At 51.2% G+C, this 19,810-nt stretch carries 18 protein-coding genes; all 18 read left to right on the top strand.

The features are described 5' to 3' along the window. The first annotated feature begins 49 nt into the window (after positions 1–49). The gene (locus H8S80_RS14430; protein WP_117631940.1) at positions 50–739 is read left to right on the top strand and encodes a ribulose-phosphate 3-epimerase; all 690 of its coding nucleotides are present in this window, start codon (positions 50–52) and stop codon (positions 737–739) included. Positions 740–786: 47 nt separating this feature from the next. Beyond that, positions 787–1,818, top strand: coding sequence for a LacI family DNA-binding transcriptional regulator (locus tag H8S80_RS14425; protein ID WP_117631942.1), 1,032 nt, complete (start codon positions 787–789; stop codon positions 1,816–1,818). A gap of 86 nt (positions 1,819–1,904) precedes the next feature. Next, entirely contained in the window at positions 1,905–2,342 is a 438-nt protein-coding gene (rpiB, locus tag H8S80_RS14420; RefSeq protein ID WP_117631944.1) for a ribose 5-phosphate isomerase B, read from the top strand. 197 nt (positions 2,343–2,539) lie between these two features. Further along, positions 2,540–4,345 (top strand): sensor histidine kinase, encoded by a 1,806-nt coding sequence (locus H8S80_RS14415; protein WP_181987944.1) that lies wholly within the window; start codon positions 2,540–2,542, stop codon positions 4,343–4,345. Beyond that, positions 4,338–5,921, top strand: coding sequence for a response regulator transcription factor (locus H8S80_RS14410; RefSeq protein WP_117631948.1), 1,584 nt, complete (start codon positions 4,338–4,340; stop codon positions 5,919–5,921). The genes H8S80_RS14415 and H8S80_RS14410 overlap by 8 nt, the downstream gene beginning before the upstream one ends. Before the next feature lie 247 nt (positions 5,922–6,168). After that, a complete protein-coding gene (locus H8S80_RS14405) occupies positions 6,169–7,650 on the top strand; it encodes a sugar ABC transporter ATP-binding protein (RefSeq protein ID WP_117631950.1) in 1,482 nt (493 codons plus the stop codon). Positions 7,651–7,669: 19 nt separating this feature from the next. After that, the gene (locus H8S80_RS14400) at positions 7,670–8,626 is read left to right on the top strand and encodes an ABC transporter permease (protein ID WP_034534724.1); all 957 of its coding nucleotides are present in this window, start codon (positions 7,670–7,672) and stop codon (positions 8,624–8,626) included. Positions 8,627–8,652: 26 nt separating this feature from the next. Further along, entirely contained in the window at positions 8,653–9,669 is a 1,017-nt protein-coding gene (locus H8S80_RS14395) for a substrate-binding domain-containing protein (protein ID WP_117631952.1), read from the top strand. A gap of 65 nt (positions 9,670–9,734) precedes the next feature. After that, on the top strand, positions 9,735–10,502 hold the full coding sequence (locus tag H8S80_RS14390; RefSeq protein ID WP_029466855.1) for a GolD/DthD family dehydrogenase: 768 nt from the start codon (positions 9,735–9,737) through the stop codon (positions 10,500–10,502). A 17-nt stretch (positions 10,503–10,519) separates the two neighbouring features. Further along, positions 10,520–11,527 (top strand): dihydroxyacetone kinase subunit DhaK, encoded by a 1,008-nt coding sequence (locus H8S80_RS14385; RefSeq protein ID WP_117631954.1) that lies wholly within the window; start codon positions 10,520–10,522, stop codon positions 11,525–11,527. A gap of 2 nt (positions 11,528–11,529) precedes the next feature. Continuing rightward, positions 11,530–12,171 carry a dihydroxyacetone kinase subunit DhaL gene (gene dhaL / locus H8S80_RS14380; RefSeq protein WP_029466853.1) on the top strand — a complete coding sequence of 214 codons (642 nt, stop codon included), beginning with the start codon at positions 11,530–11,532 and terminating at the stop codon, positions 12,169–12,171. A gap of 48 nt (positions 12,172–12,219) precedes the next feature. After that, entirely contained in the window at positions 12,220–12,681 is a 462-nt protein-coding gene (gene rpiB / locus H8S80_RS14375) for a ribose 5-phosphate isomerase B (RefSeq protein ID WP_025531519.1), read from the top strand. A gap of 36 nt (positions 12,682–12,717) precedes the next feature. Then, positions 12,718–13,980: a 6-phosphofructokinase gene (locus H8S80_RS14370; RefSeq protein ID WP_117631956.1), complete on the top strand. Its 1,263-nt coding sequence runs from the start codon at positions 12,718–12,720 to the stop codon at positions 13,978–13,980. A gap of 329 nt (positions 13,981–14,309) precedes the next feature. Beyond that, positions 14,310–15,212: a carbohydrate ABC transporter permease gene (locus H8S80_RS14365; RefSeq protein WP_117632104.1), complete on the top strand. Its 903-nt coding sequence runs from the start codon at positions 14,310–14,312 to the stop codon at positions 15,210–15,212. Positions 15,213–15,227: 15 nt separating this feature from the next. Beyond that, the gene (locus H8S80_RS14360) at positions 15,228–16,103 is read left to right on the top strand and encodes a carbohydrate ABC transporter permease (RefSeq protein ID WP_002602556.1); all 876 of its coding nucleotides are present in this window, start codon (positions 15,228–15,230) and stop codon (positions 16,101–16,103) included. Between the two features lie 35 nt (positions 16,104–16,138). Next, entirely contained in the window at positions 16,139–17,428 is a 1,290-nt protein-coding gene (locus H8S80_RS14355) for an ABC transporter substrate-binding protein (RefSeq protein ID WP_117631958.1), read from the top strand. Between the two features lie 33 nt (positions 17,429–17,461). Further along, positions 17,462–18,475 carry a glycoside hydrolase family 76 protein gene (locus H8S80_RS14350; protein ID WP_117631960.1) on the top strand — a complete coding sequence of 338 codons (1,014 nt, stop codon included), beginning with the start codon at positions 17,462–17,464 and terminating at the stop codon, positions 18,473–18,475. A 185-nt stretch (positions 18,476–18,660) separates the two neighbouring features. Beyond that, positions 18,661–19,761: a GntR family transcriptional regulator gene (locus H8S80_RS14345; RefSeq protein WP_025531359.1), complete on the top strand. Its 1,101-nt coding sequence runs from the start codon at positions 18,661–18,663 to the stop codon at positions 19,759–19,761. The last annotated feature ends 49 nt before the right edge of the window (positions 19,762–19,810 follow it).

Here is a 19,810-nt window from a genome sequence, read left to right as displayed (position 1 = left end):
ACGGTAAATCGCGCGTAAAGCGAACGACCGTTAGAAGGAGGTAGCTGTTATGAGACAAGGGGAGCTGATCGTCAATCCCACACTGGCCTGCGGGAATCCCTTGAATTTTAAGAAGGATTTAGATATACTTGAGAATACAGGAATTAAGATTCTGCATATTGACATTATGGATGGCCATTATGTGCCGAATCTCTGCTTCGACACCGGGATGGTGGGGCTGATCCGGAAAAACTATTCGTTTCTTCTGGACGTCCACTTAATGGTGACGAACCCGGCGGACTATATTCTGCCGCTGGCCGCCGCCGGGGCGGATTATGTGAGCTTCCATCTGGACGCGACCCATTTTCCGGTCCGCACGCTGAACCAGATCAGAGAGAACGGCATGAAGGGCGGCGTGGTGCTGAATCCGGCACAGTCTCCCGAGCTGCTTCGGGAGACGCTTCCCTACCTGGATTTTGTGCTGGTGATGGGCGTGGAACCCGGATTTTCCGGTCAGAGGTTTCTGGAAGGAACGGTGGAAAAGGTGAGCAGACTGCGGGATATGCGGGAGCAGCTGGGCCTCTCCTATCTGATCGAGGCCGACGGCGGCGTGGACAGGGAGAATACCGTAACCCTGCTGGAAAACGGGGCGGACATCCTGGTGTCAGGCGCGTTTGGTGTGTTTGAGGGCAGAAATGGTCTTGAACAGGATTGCAAGGAGTATCAGGAACTGGCGCTTCGGGCGGCCGGGGAGCGGTAGGCAGCCGGAACAGAACAAGCAGCAGATTGACGAAGGGGGGAAATGGTGTGGCGACAATTAAAGATATCGCAAGACTGGCGGGCGTGTCCACCGCGACGGTGTCCATGGTCTTAAACGGAAAAGACTGCATTACCAAAAAGACGAAAGAGAAGGTGATGGCGGCCGCCAGGGAAGTAGACTACATACCGAGTATTGCGGCCAAAACACTGAAGACGAAGCGCAGCTATACCATAGCCCTGTTTGTGGGAGATATCGCAAATCCATTTTTCCCGGAAATCATCAAAGGGGTGGAGGGCGCTGCCAAAGACAGGAATTACAGCGTCATTATCTATGACCTGTCCGGGCAGGATCAGGACTTTGTGGAGCAGATCGACAAGGCGGCGAGCCAGAAGGTGGACGGCTTTTTTATCACCGGCAGCACGCAGATTTCCGAGGAGGCGAGGAAGCGCCTTTTGATGATTGCGGACTCGGGGATCAAGATGATTTCCTGCAACCGGTTTATGAACTGGGGCGAATTTCCGCTGATCTGTACCTCCGAGGAAGAGCAGGTGGATGGCCTGCTGAGCAAGCTGGCGGCGTTGGGACATAAGCACATCGGCTGCATCTCCGGTTATCCGGAATACTGGGTGGCGGAGCGCAGGGAAGGCTTTTACCGGAAGACACTGGAGCAGTACGGCCTGTACCACCCGGAGTATATCGTAAACGGCGGATTCTCCATAGAAGACGGGATCCGCATTACAAAGAAACTTTTAAAGAAACAGCCGCAGATTACCGCGGTGATGTGTGTGAATGATACGCTGGCGATCGGCTGCAACGCGGCGGCCAGGGAACTGGGACTTTCAGTCCCGGAGGACTTGTCCATATTCGGCGTGGACGGTGTGGAATGTCTGAAATATTTCGCCCCGCAGATTACAACCGTGGATACCCACCGGTATGAGTACGGCTACAGGGGGACCGTCAGGCTGATTGACCTGATCGAGGATGACGGAAGCAGGAAGCAGGAGCTTTTAGAGACTATGGTATGCCCCTGTTCTATACGGCAGGGTGATACGATCGCCCCGCCCGTTAATGGAAAATAAAAAATAGAAAAGTAAAGAAATAGAAATAGAACTAGAAGCAGAACTAGAAACAGAAACAAAAATAGAAATAGAAAGGCTGGATAAAAATGAGAATCGGAATTGGATGTGACCACGGCGGATACGAGATGAAGGAAGAACTGAAAAGGCGGCTGACCGCCGCCGGCCATACGGTTGCAGATAAAGGTATTTACAGTGTCCACGAGGTGGACTATCCGGACGTGGCCGTGGTAGTGGCAAAGGGAGTCGTGGCGGATGAGTATGACTGCGCGATTCTGGTATGCGGAACGGGAATTGGCATGAGTATCGCGGCAAACAAGGTGGAGGGTATCCGCGCCGCACTGGTGACGGATACGTTTTCCGCCAGGATGGCGAGAGAGCATAACAATGCGAACATGATCACGCTGGGAGCCAGGACCGTGGGAATCGAGCTGGCGTGGGAGCTGGTGAACGCGTATCTGGGAGCAGAGTTCCTTGGGGGCAAGCATCTGGTGCGGGTTGAGAAGATTATGGGGCTGGAGAGATGACCGGGGGAAGATAAAGAATCCTGACGGTGCAAATGAAAATCATTTGCACCGCCAGGATCTTTTTTTTCGATTAATTTTTGCATATAATGAATATTGTTAAAAAATAAACTAAAAACAGGAAAATATTTCCTTGAATTATTGTGCACAATGCTGTAACATAAACGCTGTAACAATTTATGAGAAAGGGATGCAGCCGTATGAGATGGATGAAAAACAGGGGCGTAATAACGAAAATTACATGGATGATCGCCGTGGTCCTGATTATTCCTACAGCCGTGGTCGGGATTTTTTATTATAATTCCTATAAAAAGACGCTGCTGAAAGATGCGGGCATCCAGATGGAAAGAGAGCTGGAAGGGCTTAAGACCACCATGGACAACAACCTGGATGCCATACACGCCGTGATTAATGAGCTGAGCTACCGTCAGGAATTTGCTTATTATCTGGATGGGAAGAACATCCTGAGCGAAAGAGAAAGGCAGCATTACGCATCCGGGATGGAGGAGGAGCTGATCAATATCCGGTACCTCTATCCAAACCTGTTTTATCAGATTGTGGTATACGGGGATAATGAGTCTCTTGATTTAAACAATGACTGGCAGTTCAGCATGGACATCCTGAAGAAAAAGGCGTATTACGATGAAATTCTGCACTCTGACAGCGATCTCGTATACGGGAGCGTGAGAAAAGCGGATTTTTTGATCTCGACTCTGGATGTAGATAACTTAAATATTGTTAAAGATGGGAAATTGATCCTTCCCGTTTATTTGAAAATCAGAAATTTAAGTACGAAAGATGTGGTCGGCATTCTGGAGGTGGACATGTCTGTGGAAAAGCTGGCGGGGAACCTTTTTCAGAAGCAGGACAGGGATACGGATTATCTGATCTTTGACAGAGACGGGACGCTGCTTCACCAGACCGGGACGTATGAAACTGCGGATTTCGAGCAGTGCCTGTTTAAAGAAAACGAAGGAAAAGAGAGTGTCTCTGTGGCGGAGGAGCCCTACCTTCTTACCTACAGCCGTTCGAACCGCTGCGGCCTGATCAATGTAGTCCTGAAATCCCGGAAAGGGGTGCTGGAATTCGCCTCCGAGATGATGCTCCGTGTCGTTGTGGTGGCGATTGTCTGCGGCGCGTGTGTGATTGGGCTGACGTATCTGCTGCTGAAGCGGATGTTAAAACGGCTGGTGGTTCTGGACGACATGATGAGCCAGGTGGAAAGCGGTCACTTCGATTTTGCGATCCGGGAGGAAGGCCCTGATGACGAGATCACCAGGATTATCCGGCGGTTTAACCAGATGGCTTCTCATTTGCAGGCCGTGATCAACTCCGCGGTGGAGAAGGAGCAGGCGCAGAAGGCGGCGGAACTCAGTGCACTTCAGGCGCAGATCAATCCTCATTTTCTCTACAATACCCTGGAAAATATGCGGATGCAGTGTGAGATCGACGGATATTACGCCATCGGGGACAGTCTGGCGGCGTTGGGGGATCTGTTCCGTTACAGCATAAAATGGGGCAGCAATGAGGTGCCGTTTCGCCTGGAGTGGGACAATCTGAAAAACTATATTTCCATCATGAACATGAGGTATCAGGAAGATTTAAAATGCATCATGGAGATTGGCGAGGGCGTGGGAGACGTCATGGTTCCAAAGATGCTGCTGCAGCCTCTGGTGGAAAACAGCTTCAGCCATGGATTTAAGCAGGTGCTCCCGCCGTGGCTGATCGTGATCCGCGCGTTTCGGAAACGGGACATGCTGGTCATCATGATTGAAGATAACGGAAGCGGCATTGAACAGGAGCGGCTTTTAGAGATCCGGCAGTGCTTAAAGAATGATACGCCCTTAAGGGGGGAGAAGAAGAAACGGTCCATAGGGCTTATTAATGTAAAGCAGCGGCTTTTGCATATCTGCCGGGGAGGGGCAGAGATTTTTATTGACAGCCAGCCCGACCGTGGCGTGAAGATTGTGATTGAAATCAAAATGGAGGAGGAGTCAGATGTTTAAAATATTGATCGCTGACGACGAAAGATTCATCCGGAAAGGAATTATTGCGATCCTGGAACGGGGGCTGGAGGAAGAAATTCAGTTTGTGGAGGCGGGAAATGGAATCGAGGCCATTGACCTGGCGCAGAAGGAGCACTTTCACCTGGTTATCTCCGACATCAGCATGCCGGGCAGCAGCGGGCTGGAATTTATCAAAGCCCTGAAGGACTCGGGACAGACCGCCACGGTCATTATCCTGTCCGGCTATGAGAATTTTGAGTACGCGAGGGAGGCGGTCCGGCTGGGGGTTCGGGAGTATGTGATGAAACCCGTGAAAAAACCGGAATTTCTGGAACTGGTCCGCACCTGCCTGGAGGAGACCAGGCAGAAGCAGGAGCAGTCGGTGAAGGAGGCCAGGGAATCCATCGCAAATGAGAAAATATTAAATCAGGTGAAGGAAGAGGTACTGGTCCAGCTTCTCAACGAGAACAGGAAGGAAGTGGTCGCCCAGTGTCTGGAACGGCTGGAGAAGTTCGGGATCACCTTTCATTCGTCCCTCTTCATCTGTGCGGTCATCGAATATGAGGTTACGGACAGCAACCGGGAGTACATAGATTTTGTGGCAAAGAACATGGTGGACGAATTTTTTAAGGACTCCTTCTTTCCTGCGGTGACGGTGGAGTACAGCGAGGGAAGGCTGGCTGTCATTATGGAGTTTCAGGACCAGAACCGTTTTAAAGAAGAGAAGGCGACCGCCCTGCGCAGTGTCACGGGACTGATTAAAAAATACTGCAAGGTGCGTGCGGTTACGGGCGTCGGTGATATCGCCTTTGACGCATACTGCTTAAACAAATCCCTGCGCCACGCCATCAAGGCGGCAGAATTTAAGATCTATGATACGGGGAACGACCTGTTTTTCTACAGCGATTTGGCCAGAGGGCATGATTATGATCCGGTGCCGGCGGAGTCCCTTTTAAAAGAATTCGATGAGGAGCATGCGGTGATGCTTCTCAACGCCTTAGAACCGCTGATCGCAGCGCCATGCTCCAGGCATTCTCTGGAGGCGGTCAGAAAATGCTACGAGGAGGTATGCGGTTTGCTGAACGAGCGGACACAAAAAGCGGCAGGCCTCTCTCCAGAGCCGCCTGTCCGCTATCAGGAGTTCCGCTATTTCTGGAATTTTATCCAGATGAAGCAGGAATTAAAAAAGATGATCCGCCAGGCAGGAGAGCTGATGCAGCAGGGGGAGGAATCCTTAAATTATAAGCTGATTCACGATATTCTTCAGTATCTGGAAGAAAATATTACGAAGGATATCGATCTAAACACGGTGGCAGAACAGTTTTCCAGGACGCCGGGCTATATCAGCACCCTGTTTAAGAAATCGATGAACTGCGGGTTCAATACCTATGTGACGGAGCAGCGTATGAGTATAGCCAGAAAACTGCTGGAGGACAGCAGCATTCCAATCCAGAAGGTAGGAGAGCTGTGCGGCTATCCCAATTCCAAGTATTTCTCTGTCGTTTTCAAAAAGAGCACGGGAGAAAATCCCAAGCGGTATCGGGAAAAGATAGAAAAGCATCCAGGGAAGGATTAAAGGCACCAGAAAAAGAGTAAAACGTACCAGGAAAAGAGTAAAATGTACCAGAAAAAAGAGTAAAACGTACCAGGAAAAGATGAAAAACGCATCCAACAAAAGAGAAAAATGCAGGCCGGAGCATCGGTCTGCATTTTTGAATTCATAAAAATCAAACCTTTTTCAACTTTTTTGAACCTCCGCGGTCTGATTATTTTTTTATAATAGAATTACAGACGACAAACAGAGAGGAAAGGAGTTGAAGACATTGAGTTTACTGGATATGAAGCAGATAATCAAGAGCTTTAACGGCGTGGAAGTGCTTCATGGGATTGATTTTTCACTGCGGGCCGGTACCGTCCACGCGCTGATGGGAGAGAACGGAGCGGGCAAGTCCACGTTGATGAAGGTTCTTGCCGGTGTACATAAATGTGACGACGGGGAAATATGGCTGAAGGGAAAAAAGACAGAAATCCAGTCTCCGAGGCACGCACAGGAGCTGGGAATCGCCATGATTCATCAGGAGCTGTCGCCGGTGCCGGAGATGACCGTAGCCGAGAACATCTTTCTGGGGCGGGAACCGAGAAAAGGGCTGTTCGTGGATTACAAAAAGATGTACGCGGATACGGAAAAGCTGCTGGGTGAAATGAAGGTCCGGGTAAGTCCCAGGGCGAAGATCGGACGATTAAAGGTAGCGGACCAGCAGCTGATCGAGATATCAAAGGCCATTTCCCTAAATGCGGATATCATCGTAATGGATGAGCCGACCTCCGCCATTACGGATCAGGAGGTGGAGATCCTGTTCAAAACCATTGCGGATTTGAAGAAAAAGGGGACCGGCATCATTTACATTTCTCACAAAATGGATGAGATATTCCGAATCGCAGATGATATCACGGTTCTGCGGGACGGAACGTATGTAAACAGCTGGGAGGCAAAGGACATCGACAACAATACCCTGATTAAGAACATGGTAGGCCGGGAGTTAAATGAAATCTTCCCAAAGATCAAGGTTCCGGCGAAGGACGTGGTGATGGAGGTCAGGCATTTCACGAAGGAAAACCAGTTTGAAGATATCAGCTTTTTAGTGCGGGAGGGAGAGATCCTGGGGATCGCCGGGCTGATCGGAGCGGGAAGAACGGAGTTGATGAACGCCATCTTCGGTCTGGAAAAACCGGATTCGGGTGAAGTGTTCTTCGAAGGAAGGAAAGTGGAGATCAGGCGGCCTTCCGATGCCATCCGCCACGGAATCGCTTACGTGACAGAGGACCGGAAGAATGAGGGCCTGGTGCTGGAGATGGGAGTGGGACAGAACATTACCATCGCCTCCATGAAGACGCTTAGCAGCGGCATGTTCATCAAACGCCAGGAAGAAAAGAAGACGATCGACGATCAGATCAGGGCATTGAGGATCAAGGTGCATTCACCGAGACAGCTGGTCGGAAAGCTGTCGGGCGGGAACCAGCAGAAGGTGGTTCTGGCTAAGTGGATGATGAAAAATCCCAAGCTGTTAATCCTGGATGAACCGACGAGGGGGATCGATATTGGAGCCAAGTCGGAGATTTATAAGCTGATGGGAGAATTTGTGGAGAAGGGCAACTCCATCATCATGATTTCCTCGGAAATGCCGGAGGCCATGGGAATGTCCGACCGGATCCTGGTTCTCAGCAACGGACGGTTAAGCGGAGAGCTGAGCCGGGAGGAATTTGCCCAGGAGGATATCATGAAAATGGCGGTCTCCTATATCTGATAACGAAAAGGTGAATGAAATGATAAAAACAGAGAAAAAAATAAATATAAAAAGCTTTATTGCTCAATACGGTGTTATCGTTGGTCTGGCGGCGATCCTGATATTCTTTACGGTCATGAAGGCAAAGTTTATGACCGTGGATAACATCGTTAATATGCTCCGCCAGACGTCGATTAACGGGCTCCTGGCAATCGGCATGACTTTTGTGGTGCTGACCGGCGGCATTGACTTATCCGTGGGTTCCATCGTCGGAGCGGCCGGCATGTTCTCCGCTCTGGCAGCCAGGGCGGAAACCGGAATCCCATGGCCAATCGCCGTACTGATCGGCCTGGGAGTAGGACTGCTGCTTGGTGCAGTCAACGGGATTGTGGTCTCTTACTTAAAGGTCCCTGCATTTATCGCTACGCTGGGAATGCTGAGTATTGCCAGAGGCGTAACCTTCATGGCCAGTGACGCCAAGCCGGTTCCGGGACTCAGCAAGGGATTTTTAAAGATCGGCGGTGGAAGCGTCGGAATCCTTCCATACCCCGTACTGATCTTAATCGTGGTTCTGGTCATCTGTTTCATCGTGCTGTATAAGACGAGGTTTGGGCGGTATGTGTTTGCCACAGGCGGCAACCCGTCATCGGCCAGGGTTTCAGGAATCAACGTAAAACGCATTATCTGCTCTGTCTATATGATCTCCGGTCTCCTGGCGGGTCTGGCGGGAATCATCTTAACCTCCCGCGTTACTTCGGGTCTGGCACAGAGCGGCAACGGATATGAGGTAGACGCTATTGCGGCCGCGGTTATCGGCGGTACCAGTTTATCGGGCGGGCGCGGCAGACTATGGGGAACCATTGTCGGTTTCCTGATTATGGGAGTTATGAACAACGGTCTTGATATGATGGCGGTCTCTTCTTACTGGCAGCTGGTTATCAAGGGGTTGATCATTATCGGCGCCGTCATGCTGGATTCTTTAAATGGCGGGAAATAGAAAATCTTAAATTCAGGAGGAATAAAATGAAAAAGAACAAAAAAGTATTGGGAATCGTGTTATGTATGGCAATGGCAGTCACCGCCCTTGCAGGCTGCGGAGCGGCAGACACCAGCGCAAAAAAATCGGATGACACAAAGGCGGCAGACGGCGGCAAGACCACGGACGGAAGCCAGACAGCAGACAGCGGAAAGAAACTGAAGCTGGGTATCACCTTATACAGCTTAAAGAATGAATACACTGTCCGTCTTGCCAATGCGGCGCAGAGGAAGGCGGATGAGATGGGCGCGGAGCTGATGGTTTACGACGGCAACTACGATCCCAGCACACAGATCAGCCAGGTGGAGACCATGATTTCCGACGGATGTGACGGTATTATTTTAAATCCGCAGGATTCCGACGCGTGCTCCCCGTGCGTAGACAAGGCAGTGGAAGCAGGGATTCCCATCGTGGCGGTCAATACCCGCGTCAACAACGATAAGATAACCAGCTACATCGGCTCCCAGGATGTCATTGCCGGGGAGATGATCATGCAGAAGATCGCGGATACGTTAGGCGGAAAAGGCAAGATTGTCATTATCGAAGGCCCTATGGGACAGTCCGCTCAGATCGAGAGACGGCAGGGAATCCAGAATATCCTGGATAAGTATCCGGATATCGAGGTGCTGGCTGAAAAGACAGCCAACTGGTCCCGCTCAGAGTCCATGACCGTTATGGAGACCTGGATGCAGGCATTTGACCAGATCGATGCCATTGTAGCGGAAAATGACGAGATGGCTCTTGGTGCAAGGGAAGCCGTCAAGGCGGCAGGCAAGGATATTCCGGCAGTGGGTGTGGATGGGATTAATGACGCACTCGCGGCAGTGGAGGAAGGCAATATGCTGATCAGCGTATTCCAGGACGCAGCCGGACAGGGAAGCAAAGCGGTTGAGGTGGTAATCGATGCCATCGATAAGAAACCGGTAGAGAAGGATTACTGGATCGATTTTGAAGAAGTCAACAAAGAGAATGTAGCGGAGTTTAAGCAGAGAGCACAGCAGTAAATATAGCAGTTAATATAGCAGTAAATATAGCCGTAAGTACAAAGCAATTAAGGAGGAAGATCATCATGTTACAATATTACGGAGCAGACCCGGAATTTTCATTAGAAGGAAAGACCGCTGTTATTACAGGCGGAGCAGCAGGAATTGGTTATGAAACAGCGAAGTTTTTCGCAAAAAAGGGTGTGAATCTGGTCCTGGCAGACTTAAATCCGGGGGTGGATGAAATCGCTAAGGAACTGGATCCGAAGGCCGTTGGAATCGCAGGCGATGTGACGAACGGTGCTTACCGCCAGTCTGTGGTGGATCTGGGAGTGAAGCAGTTTGGACAGATCGACATTCTGGTCAACTGTGCGGGGATTGTCGCGCTGGAAAAAGCAGAGCTGATCAGTGAGTCCGACTGGGACCGTACCATGAACATCAATCTGAAGTCCTCATTTATGATGGCGCAGCTTCTTGGAAAGTATTTCATTGACAACCATGTGAACGGCTCCATTGTCAACATTGCCTCCCAGGCCGGCGTGATCGCCCTGGATAAACATGTGGCCTACTGTGCGGCAAAGGGCGGAATTATTGCCATGACGAAGGTGATGGCTCTGGAATGGGGAAAATACGGCATTCGCGTCAATGCGGTGGCGCCGACCGTTGTGCTCACGGAACTGGGACACAAAGCCTGGGACGGCCCGGCTGGGGACGCCTTCAAGAAGGAGATGCCGTCAGAGCGCTTTGCAGAGCCGGATGAGGTTGCTGGTGTTATTGCATTCCTTTGCAGCAATGCGGCGGGTATGATTACGGGACACAATCTGCTGATCGACGGCGGATACACCATTAAATAGAGCGGGAGGTTTTGGAAATGCAGAGAATACTGAATAATCCGGATGATATTGTAGATGAGATGCTGAAAGGTTTTTTGAAAGTGCACGCAGATATCGTGGAGGCCACAGATAATGGACGTGTGGTAAAGGCCAGAAACATTCCGGCAGATAAGGTAGGCGTGGTAACCGGAGGCGGTTCCGGCCATAAACCGGCATTTATCGGCTACATAGGCGAGAATATGTGTGATGCGGTGGCAGTCGGGGAGATCTGTTCTTCCCCCACCGCGGCTGCGTTCTTAGATGCGTTTAAGGCAGCAGACCAGGGCAAAGGTGTGGCGTGTCTCTACGGCAATTATTCCGGAGACAACATGAACGTGAAGATGGCTGTAAAAATGGCAAAGAAGCAGGGAATCGAAGTGAAGACCGTGGCAGCCAATGACGACGCGGCATCTGCGCCCAGAGACCAGAGGGAGAAACGGCGCGGCGTGGCAGGCGAGATCCTGATGTGGAAGGTGGGCGGTGCTAAGGCGGCCATGGGCGGCAGCTTGGACGAGGTGATCGAGGCGGCCAGAAAGGCCATAGATAACACAAGAAGTGTGGGAATCGGCCTGACGCCGTGTACCCTTCCGGCCGTAGGCCACCCGAATTTTGAGATAAAAGACGGGACCATGGAAGTGGGAATCGGCCATCACGGAGAGCCTGGAATCGAGGTATGTGAGCTGGAAACAGCCGCTCAGATGGCGAAACGCATGGTTGACGTCGTGATACCCGATTATCCGTTCCAGTCCGGAGATGAGGTGGTCGTGCTGGTATCCGGACTGGGGGCAACTCCGGTCATGGAACTGTACGTCTTATATGATGAAATCGACCGGCTGCTGGCTGATCAGGGGATAAAGACGCACAAGGCATACGTGGGCAATTACTTTACCTCCCTGGATATGATGGGGGCGACCCTGACCGTGATGAAGCTGGATGAGGAGCTGAAGGAACTGATTGATATGGCGGCATACAGCATGGGCTTAAAAGAGAAGCAGAAGGGAGCATGAATATGGACACTTTCAGGAACGGGGACGGTAAATCCATCCTGCTTAAGATGGTAAAAGCCATTCAGGACAACAAGGCGTATCTGGGTGAGGTGGACGGTCTGATCGGAGACGGCGACCACGGCATGAATATGAATAAAGGATTTACGGTATTTGAGACCAGATTTGCGGATAAAGAGTTTTCCTTTACAGACGGCCTCTATGAGCTGGGAACCATTTTGCTGAATGAAATCGGCGGTTCCATGGGCCCTATCTATGGAACCATCCTGATGGATATGGCGGAAGCCGGGGAGGAGTTAGACGAAATCTCCCTGGAGGACATGGGTAATATGATGGAAGCCGGACTGAACGGCCTGTGCGGCATTGTAGACGCCAGAGTGGGTGACAAGACTCTGGTGGATACGCTTTCCCCGGCGGCAGACACGCTGAAAAAAGGAGCCGCGGAGCACGCGGGATTCGCGGAAACGCTGGAGGCGATGAAGGAGGCTGCGGCCGCGGGCAGGGATTCCACAAGAGAGATGACGGCTAAATTCGGCCGCTCCAGCCGTCTGGGAGAGCGCTCCAGAGGAGTCCTTGACGCAGGGGCAACTTCCTGCTGCATCATTCTGACAGCCATGGCGGATGGGATTCTGGAAAAACTGGGTTGATCGTCGTTTTGGGGATTTTTGTCTGTGTCTGAAAAGGAGAAAAATGTCATGAAGATAGCAATTGGCTGCGATGAGGCAGCATATTCCTTAAAAGTAGAAATTATGAAGCATCTGGACAGCAAAGGGATCGAATACCACGATTTCGGAGCAGATAAGGGGGAAATTGTGCTGTACCCCGATGTGGCCGTAAAGGTGGCGGAAGCGGTAGCCGCGGGCGCGTATGAACGGGGAATCCTGGTCTGCGGGACAGGGATCGGCATGGCCATCACGGCAAACAAAGTCCCGGGAATTCGGGCAGCTGTATGCCACGATCCATTTTCCACTGAGAGGTCCAGGAAGAGCAACGATGCCCAGATCATGTGTATGGGAGAGCGGGTTATCGGTGTAGAACTGGCCAAGTATCTGGTGGATATCTGGCTGGGGTGTGATTTTTCCGGCGGCGGCTCCGCACCAAAGGTGGACCGCATCATGGAGATCGAAAAAGAGTATAAAGACAAGAAAATATCCTGAAACTGAAAACAGAGGATATTAAAAACGGAGGAAATTATGGGGAATTTACTTGCAGCCCAGTCCGGCGGCCCTACCACGGCTATAAACGCCACCTTGAGAGGAATTTTGGAGGAAGCTATGGTATGCGGCCGTTATGACCGTGTCTACGGAGGGCTTTACGGAATCAAGGGAATCCTTGAGGAACAGCTGGTGGAGTTATCGGATGTATTTTTAAGTCCCATGGATCTGGACCTCCTTTCCAGAACTCCGTCGTCGGCGCTGGGGTCCTGCCGGTATAAGCTGGGAGATATAAAGACGGATGAAACGGTCTATGCGAAGCTGGTCTCCATCTTTCGTAAATATGATATTACCGGTTTTATTTACATTGGCGGCAACGATTCGATGGACACGGTGAATAAGCTGTCCCGGTATTTAGAGCAGCGCGGGATCACGGATATCTGCGCAGCGGGCGCACCGAAGACGGTAGACAACGATCTGACGGAGACAGACCACTGCCCGGGATTCGGCTCGGCAGCAAAATATATCGCTACCACATTTTCTCAGCTGGAGCGGGACCTGGCGGTCTACGATACGTTTGGAGTGACCATTGTGGAGATCATGGGGCGTAATTCCGGCTGGCTGACTGCCGCCTCCGCGCTGGCGAGACAGAACGGAGACCGCGGGCCTGACTTCATCTATCTGTGTGAAAAGCCGTTTTCTGTGGAACGGTTTCTGGAGGATATCAGAAGCCGGCAGTCAGAGAGGCGCGGCATTCTCATCGCCGTCAGCGAGGGTGTCCGGGATGAAGACGGGAAGTACGTAACGGAGATCCGGAAGGACAGCCGGACCGATGTCTTCGGCCATAGGGATATCGCCGGGACGGGAAAGGTTCTGGAGGAGATCGTCAGGCAGGAGATTGGCTGCAAGGTGCGTTCCATCGAGCTGAATCTGATGCAGCGATGCGCCTCCCAGGCGGCCAGCAGTACGGACCTTCTGGAGTCGCGGCTGCTGGGAGCCATGGCGGTTCAGTGTATCCTTCAGGGAAAAAATGGCCATATGGCCGTTGTTAAACGGGTGAAGAATCACCCTTACCGTGTCGCCTACACGTCTGTACCCGTAAGTCTTGTGGCAAATAAAGAGAAGACGGTTCCGCTGGAGTGGATCAATGAGCAGGGAAATGATATTGAACAGCCGCTCATGGATTACTTGCAGCCATTGATTGCAGGGGAGGTTCCGCTTAGTCTTAGCAATGGGCTTCCTGTGTATTTTAAGATTGGTGCGGTGAGCCGTGTGGATGGAAATGTCGGAAACGCTTTGTAAAAGTGCGAAAGTAAGAAAAAGTAAAAGACAGCAGTAAAAAACTAAAAAGAGCAGTGAAAGGTTCTGGCCTGACAAATTTTTTTGTTTGTTGGGGCAGGGCCTTTTTTGGATTGGTGATATTCTTTTTGTGTTTTTGTAAGAGGTTTGAAGTACTGCAGAGATAAGATTTGATACAGAAAATGATATAAATGATATAAAAAACATAAACGATATAATAAATGTTGACTTTGATATATGACAATGCTATATTGTATTTAAATGAAACAGCTGCTGTACAGAAATATACCATCTATTTGGAACATTTTACCATGAGAGAAGGGGGAGGTATTTTGAATTACATAAAAAATGATGAAAGAAGAAGGAACAGGCACGGATTTGGAAATCAGAATGTTATGGGAAGAGTCTTTACTGCACCGCCGGTTTTTCTGTTTTTTTTATTCACCTTTATTCCGATTATTATGGCGGTGGTGATCAGCTTTACCGACTACGATATTGTGAACGCGCCCCAGTTTGTGGGGCTGTACAATTACAGGAAGATGATAAATGATGAATTTTTCTGGATTGCCCTCAAGAACACGTGCGTATATACGCTTCTGTATGTGCCGGGCGGCCTGCTCCTCTCTCTGGGAGCAGCCCTGTACTTAAATGTAAACCGGAAGTTCGTGAGTGTCTTCCGAACGCTGTTTTATCTGCCGGTGCTTTCCTCCACGGTGGCGACCGCCACGCTGTGGTTCTGGATCCTGAATCCGCAGCTGGGCCTGTTGAACGGAGTTCTGGAGTTGTTTGGCATTTCGGGGCCTGCCTGGCTCTACGACAGCCGGTGGGCTATGCTGGCCGTGGTTATGATGAGTCTCTGGGCGGGATTCGGGACAAATATGATGATCTTCTTATCCGGTTTGAAGGGGGTATCCCAGTCTCTGTATGAGGCCGCCAGAGTAGAAGGCGCCAACCGGTGGCAGATTTTTACGCATATCACATGGCCGTCCATCTCCAAGACCACGTTTCTGGTGACGACGATGCTGATTATCTCCAGCTTTCAGGTGTTTGACCAGGCGTTTATCCTGACGAGAGGAGGCCCTGGCAATGCCACGATCACACTGGTCTATTACATTTATAACAATGGCTTCAATAATCTGAACATGGGCTACGCCTCCAGCATTTCCATGGTCCTGTTTCTGATTATCCTGGTGTTTTCCGTATTGAATACCAGGCTGAACAATGCTGATATTTAAGAGAGGAGGAAGAAGATGAACAGCCGTGAAGTGAAAAGACGTACAAAGAGTATTTTATGGTATACGGGAGCGGTCCTGATATCTCTTGCCACCGTATATCCGTTCCTGTGGATGGTATCCACATCGTTTAAGCCGGAGGCGGAGATTTACTCCAACTCCCTGTCCCTGCTGTCCTCGAAGTTTACACTGGCCAATTATGCGAAGGTGTTCAGAACCATGCCGTTTGCCAGGTATTTTATGAATTCCTTTATCCTGGCGGCCAGCGGTGTGGCGACAAACTTATTCTTCGGTGCGCTGGCGGGATACGGGTTTGCAAAGCTTAAATTTCAGGGAAGAAAGGTGTCGTTTTTGATCCTGCTGTCGTCGATGATGATCCCGGCGGTCGCCACCATGATTCCCCAGTTCCTTGTCTTAAAATTCTTCCCTCTGGTGGGAGGCAACAACTTATTCGGACAGGGCGGAAACGGTTTTATCAACAGCTACTTTGCCATCATCATTCCGGGCGCGGTAGGGGCATTTGCAGTATTTTTTATGAAGCAGTTCTTCGAGACGCTGCCGGACGAGCTGGCCGAGGCTGCCAGAGTCGATGGCTGCGGAGAGTTTAAGATATTTACGAAGATTTACTTTCCGCTGATCAAGCCTGCGGCTATTACGCTGGCGATCATGACATTCCAGTCGGGCTGGAACAGCTTTATGTGGCCTCTCATCGTGCTGAACTCCGATAAGATGAAGACGGTTCAGGTGGGGCTGGCCACGTTTCAGTACCAGTATGACACCCAGTACGGCCCGCTGATGGCAGGCACGGTGATCGCCACCCTGCCTATGGTCCTGCTGTTCTTATTTGCACAGAAATACTACGTGGAAGGAATTGCCTTCAGCGGAGGAAAATAAATAATATTCAAACAAGAAAAAAGGAGAAAACAAATATGAAAAAGTTAATGGCGGCCGTTCTGACGGCCACGGTAGCAACAGGTCTGCTGGCCGGATGCAGCACGGGCAATGGCGGAAATGGTGAGAAGGGCTCTGAGGCGGCTGGAAAGCAGGAAGTGACCATGTGGGGCTCCATGAGCGGCGACGCAGTGGAATACATCAACCAGATGACTGAGAATTACAACAATTCCCAGGAGAAGTACTACGTGACATACGCGGTACAGGACAGCATGGAGGAGAAGTTAGTCACCGCCATCGCCGGAGGGGACGTGCCGGACATCGTCATGTGGGACCGTTTTACCACGGCCACATACGCCGCAAAGGGAGCGTTTATGCCGCTGGATGACTACATAGCAGGCGACAAGGTGGATATGGACCAGTTTTACCAGCCCACAGTCGAAGAAATGAAAGGAAACGACGGCAAACAGTATGGCGTTCCCCTGACGGTGGATACGAGAATTCTCTTCTATAATAAAGACCTTTTAAAGGAAGCCGGAGTGAATCCGGAGGAAATCAGTACGTGGGATGCCTTAAAGACCGCCGCAGCGGCACTTACAAAGAGAGATGCAGGCGGAAAGCTGGAACAGTCCGGTTTTTCCCTGTCGGATCCGGGGCTTTTCAATAACTGGATTCTCCAGGCGGGCGGAAAGATGGTGGATGATACGGTGACGCCACCGGTTACCGCATTCAATTCTGAGGCGGGACTGGCTGTGCTGAATTACTGGGATGAACTGCTGAATCAGGAGAAGGTCTATGAGCTGGGCTTCGAGGATGGCTTCGGAGGAAACGGCTTTAAGGCAGGCAAGGTAGCCATCTGCTTCAACGGGCCGTGGGCGCTCAAATCCTTAGATGAGTCGGGAATCTCCTACGGTGTACTGGAACAGCCCGAGGGGCCCGGAGGAGTGCGGTCCGCAATCATGGGCGGATTCGGCCTGGTAATTCCGAGCAAGGCAAAGAATCCGGACGCTGCCTGGGACTTCATCAAATGGTGGACGACACAGCCGGAAAACGGTGTGGAATTTGCGAAGCTCAGTGCCAATCTTCCAGCCAATAAAAACGCGGCGGCAGACGATTACTTCATGAACGACGAGATTTTATCCGTATTTTCCAGGACCATGCTGTATGCTACGACGAGAATGCCGGTTCCGGGATACTCCGATGTGGAAGGTCTGGCACTTCGGCCGCAGCTGGATCTGTTTGTGGGCGGAACGCTCTCCGCAGAGGAGGCTCTGGCCACGGCTCAGAAACAGGGCGATAAGATTTTGGCGGAAGCAGCTTCCAAATAACGCTTCCTGCGAGAATAAAGAGGAGACAGAACGATGGCAAACTTGAACGATGCATTAAACCTGGCCCAGGAAGCGCTGGAGCGCTGTTACTGGGATGAAGAGAAGCAGTATTATGAGCACCATTTTCCGAGAAAAGAGGAGGAAGCCTTTGTATACTGGTGGCATGCCCATACGGTGGACGCCCTGCTGGACGGATACCTGCGCACCGGGGATGGCGTCTACATGGAACGGATCAGGAAGGAGCTGACCGGCACCTGGAACGCCAATCACCAGACCTTTCTCCACAACTGGTATGATGACATGGAGTGGATTGCCCTTGCGCTTCTACGTCTCTGGGATGTGACGGAAAACGACGCATGCAGAGACCAGGTATTTACGATCTGGGAAGACGTGAAGACGGCCTGGAATGACCACATGGGCGGCGGACTGGCCTGGCAGAAAAAGCAGCTGGATTATAAAAATACGCCGGCCAACGCACCGGCTGCGATCCTGGCATTCCGTTTATACCAGAGATTTGGAAGGCCAGAGGATTTGGAGTGGGGCGAGCGGATCTTTCAGTGGAACTTACGCCATCTGGTGGATCCTGACAATGGATTTGTCTGGGACGGGATCAACCGGCTGGGCGACGGAAAAGTAGACTATGAGTGGGAGTTTACGTACTGTCAGGGCGTATTTATGCAGGCAGCTCTGGAGTACTACCATATTACAAAGGATGAGGCATATTACGAGATGGCGCTTGCCACCTTTCGGGAGGCGAAACGGAGGCTGGCCGACAGCCACGGCGGTTTAATCCCATATGAGGGACCGGATGACTGCGGGCTGTTCCGGGGAATTTTCTTCCGTTACTGCCGTGAGCTCTATGGGGAGAAGAAAAATGAGCCCGAGATCCGGGAGATGATTCACTTCCACGCGGATACTGTGGCGAGCCGGGGAATGAACCGGGAGGGGCTGATCGGCGGCAGCTGGGATAAGCCGGAGACAGGCACTGTGGATCTGGCCCAGCATCTGAGCGGAATCATGGTGATGGAGATGGCGGCAAGGTGCTGACCAGGGAACGGGAGCCGTTTGACTCCTGTAAGGACACATGGTATTATATAAATGATATATCATTTATATAATACCATGCAGTCTGGATGAAACGATAGAAAACGGCGGGGCTGAAAGAGAAGGAAGGGGAGCTTTCTTCTCCTTGGCCCGTCTGCGCACAGGTTGTGTGAAGAATGGAGGAAGTCATGAAGGGAAAGCCATTATATGAAAGAATTTATCTGGAGATATTAAATGACATACGGTCAGGGAAGTATGAGACCGGTGTGCGGCTCCCTTCTGAGAAAGAACTGTGTGGAATCTATAATGTGAGCAGGATAACAGGAAAAAAGGCGATGGATATGCTGGCGGAGCGGAACATTATCATCCGGATGCCGGGGAAGGGATCGTTTGTCAATGACTCCTGGGAGCAGGCGGCAGAGTCGCTTCCGCAGGAGACAAAGACGGATTCTCCGGTGATCGGTGTGATCATGGACGGTTTTGGCGGCAGCTACGGGTATAAGCTGATTCTGGGAATTGAGAAGACCTGCAGGGAACTGGGATATTACATGGTGCTTCACTGTACCAATGGCAGCAGGGAAGAGGAGAGCCGGGCAGTGGACCGGATGCTTTCCCTGGGCGCACAGGGAATCATCATCATGTGTGTGCACGGAGAGAATTTTAACTCGACTGTGCTGAAACTGGCGGTGGAGGAGTACCCCATCGTACTTTTAGACCGGAGGCTGAAAGGCGTTCCGGTATCGTACGTGGGGACGGACAACCAGAAAGCGGCCAGGGAACTGACGGACTGGCTCCTGGACCAGGGCCACCGGAATATCTGCTTTGCGTCCCACTGCGGAGTGGACACCCCTACGATCGCAGACCGTCATCTGGGCTTTCTGGACAGCCATTTAGAACACGGTCTGACCACGAATGAGTCCATGTGGCTGACGGATTTAAAGGCGACGCTGCCGTCCCACCGCACGGAGGAATCGCTCCGCGAGGACTATGATAAGGTGAAGGCATTTATCGGAAGCCATCCGGATATCACGGCATTTTTCGCGGTGGAATACGATATTGCCAGAATCATCCGGAGTTCTCTCGTGCAGCTGGGCGTGGAGGAGAAGTATACGATTGTATGCTTCGACGGCTATGACAATATAACCGGGGAAGAGGAATTTACCCATATCAGCCAGGACGAGATCGCCATGGGACAGACGAGTGTATCCCTTGTGAGAGATCAGTTAAATGGCAGCCGGAATATCGAGCCGGTGCTGATTCCGTATAAGATTATTCCTGCGAGCAGTTAGTACAGCGTTGCGTAATGCTGTACCAGGAATTTGACTGAGACAGTTTAGC

This window comes from Hungatella sp. L36 (assembly GCF_014288035.1).
The sequence above is the reverse complement of the archived record's forward strand: the minus strand, read 5'-3'. Positions and strand labels throughout refer to the sequence as shown.

Bases quoted from the DNA above. Each gene is read 5' to 3' on its own strand.
- H8S80_RS14355 (WP_117631958.1), top strand. From the start codon at position 16,139: ATGAAAAAGTTAATGGCGGCCGTTCTGACGGCCACGGTAGCAACAGGT.
- H8S80_RS14345 (WP_025531359.1), top strand. From the start codon at position 18,661: ATGAAGGGAAAGCCATTATATGAAAGAATTTATCTGGAGATATTAAAT.
- dhaL (WP_029466853.1), top strand. From the start codon at position 11,530: ATGGACACTTTCAGGAACGGGGACGGTAAATCCATCCTGCTTAAGATG.
- H8S80_RS14390 (WP_029466855.1), top strand. From the start codon at position 9,735: ATGTTACAATATTACGGAGCAGACCCGGAATTTTCATTAGAAGGAAAG.
- rpiB (WP_117631944.1), top strand. From the start codon at position 1,905: ATGAGAATCGGAATTGGATGTGACCACGGCGGATACGAGATGAAGGAA.
- H8S80_RS14415 (WP_181987944.1), top strand. From the start codon at position 2,540: ATGAGATGGATGAAAAACAGGGGCGTAATAACGAAAATTACATGGATG.
- H8S80_RS14400 (WP_034534724.1), top strand. From the start codon at position 7,670: ATGATAAAAACAGAGAAAAAAATAAATATAAAAAGCTTTATTGCTCAA.
- rpiB (WP_025531519.1), top strand. From the start codon at position 12,220: ATGAAGATAGCAATTGGCTGCGATGAGGCAGCATATTCCTTAAAAGTA.
- H8S80_RS14360 (WP_002602556.1), top strand. From the start codon at position 15,228: ATGAACAGCCGTGAAGTGAAAAGACGTACAAAGAGTATTTTATGGTAT.
- H8S80_RS14410 (WP_117631948.1), top strand. From the start codon at position 4,338: ATGTTTAAAATATTGATCGCTGACGACGAAAGATTCATCCGGAAAGGA.
- H8S80_RS14350 (WP_117631960.1), top strand. From the start codon at position 17,462: ATGGCAAACTTGAACGATGCATTAAACCTGGCCCAGGAAGCGCTGGAG.
- H8S80_RS14430 (WP_117631940.1), top strand. From the start codon at position 50: ATGAGACAAGGGGAGCTGATCGTCAATCCCACACTGGCCTGCGGGAAT.
- H8S80_RS14395 (WP_117631952.1), top strand. From the start codon at position 8,653: ATGAAAAAGAACAAAAAAGTATTGGGAATCGTGTTATGTATGGCAATG.
- H8S80_RS14385 (WP_117631954.1), top strand. From the start codon at position 10,520: ATGCAGAGAATACTGAATAATCCGGATGATATTGTAGATGAGATGCTG.
- H8S80_RS14370 (WP_117631956.1), top strand. From the start codon at position 12,718: ATGGGGAATTTACTTGCAGCCCAGTCCGGCGGCCCTACCACGGCTATA.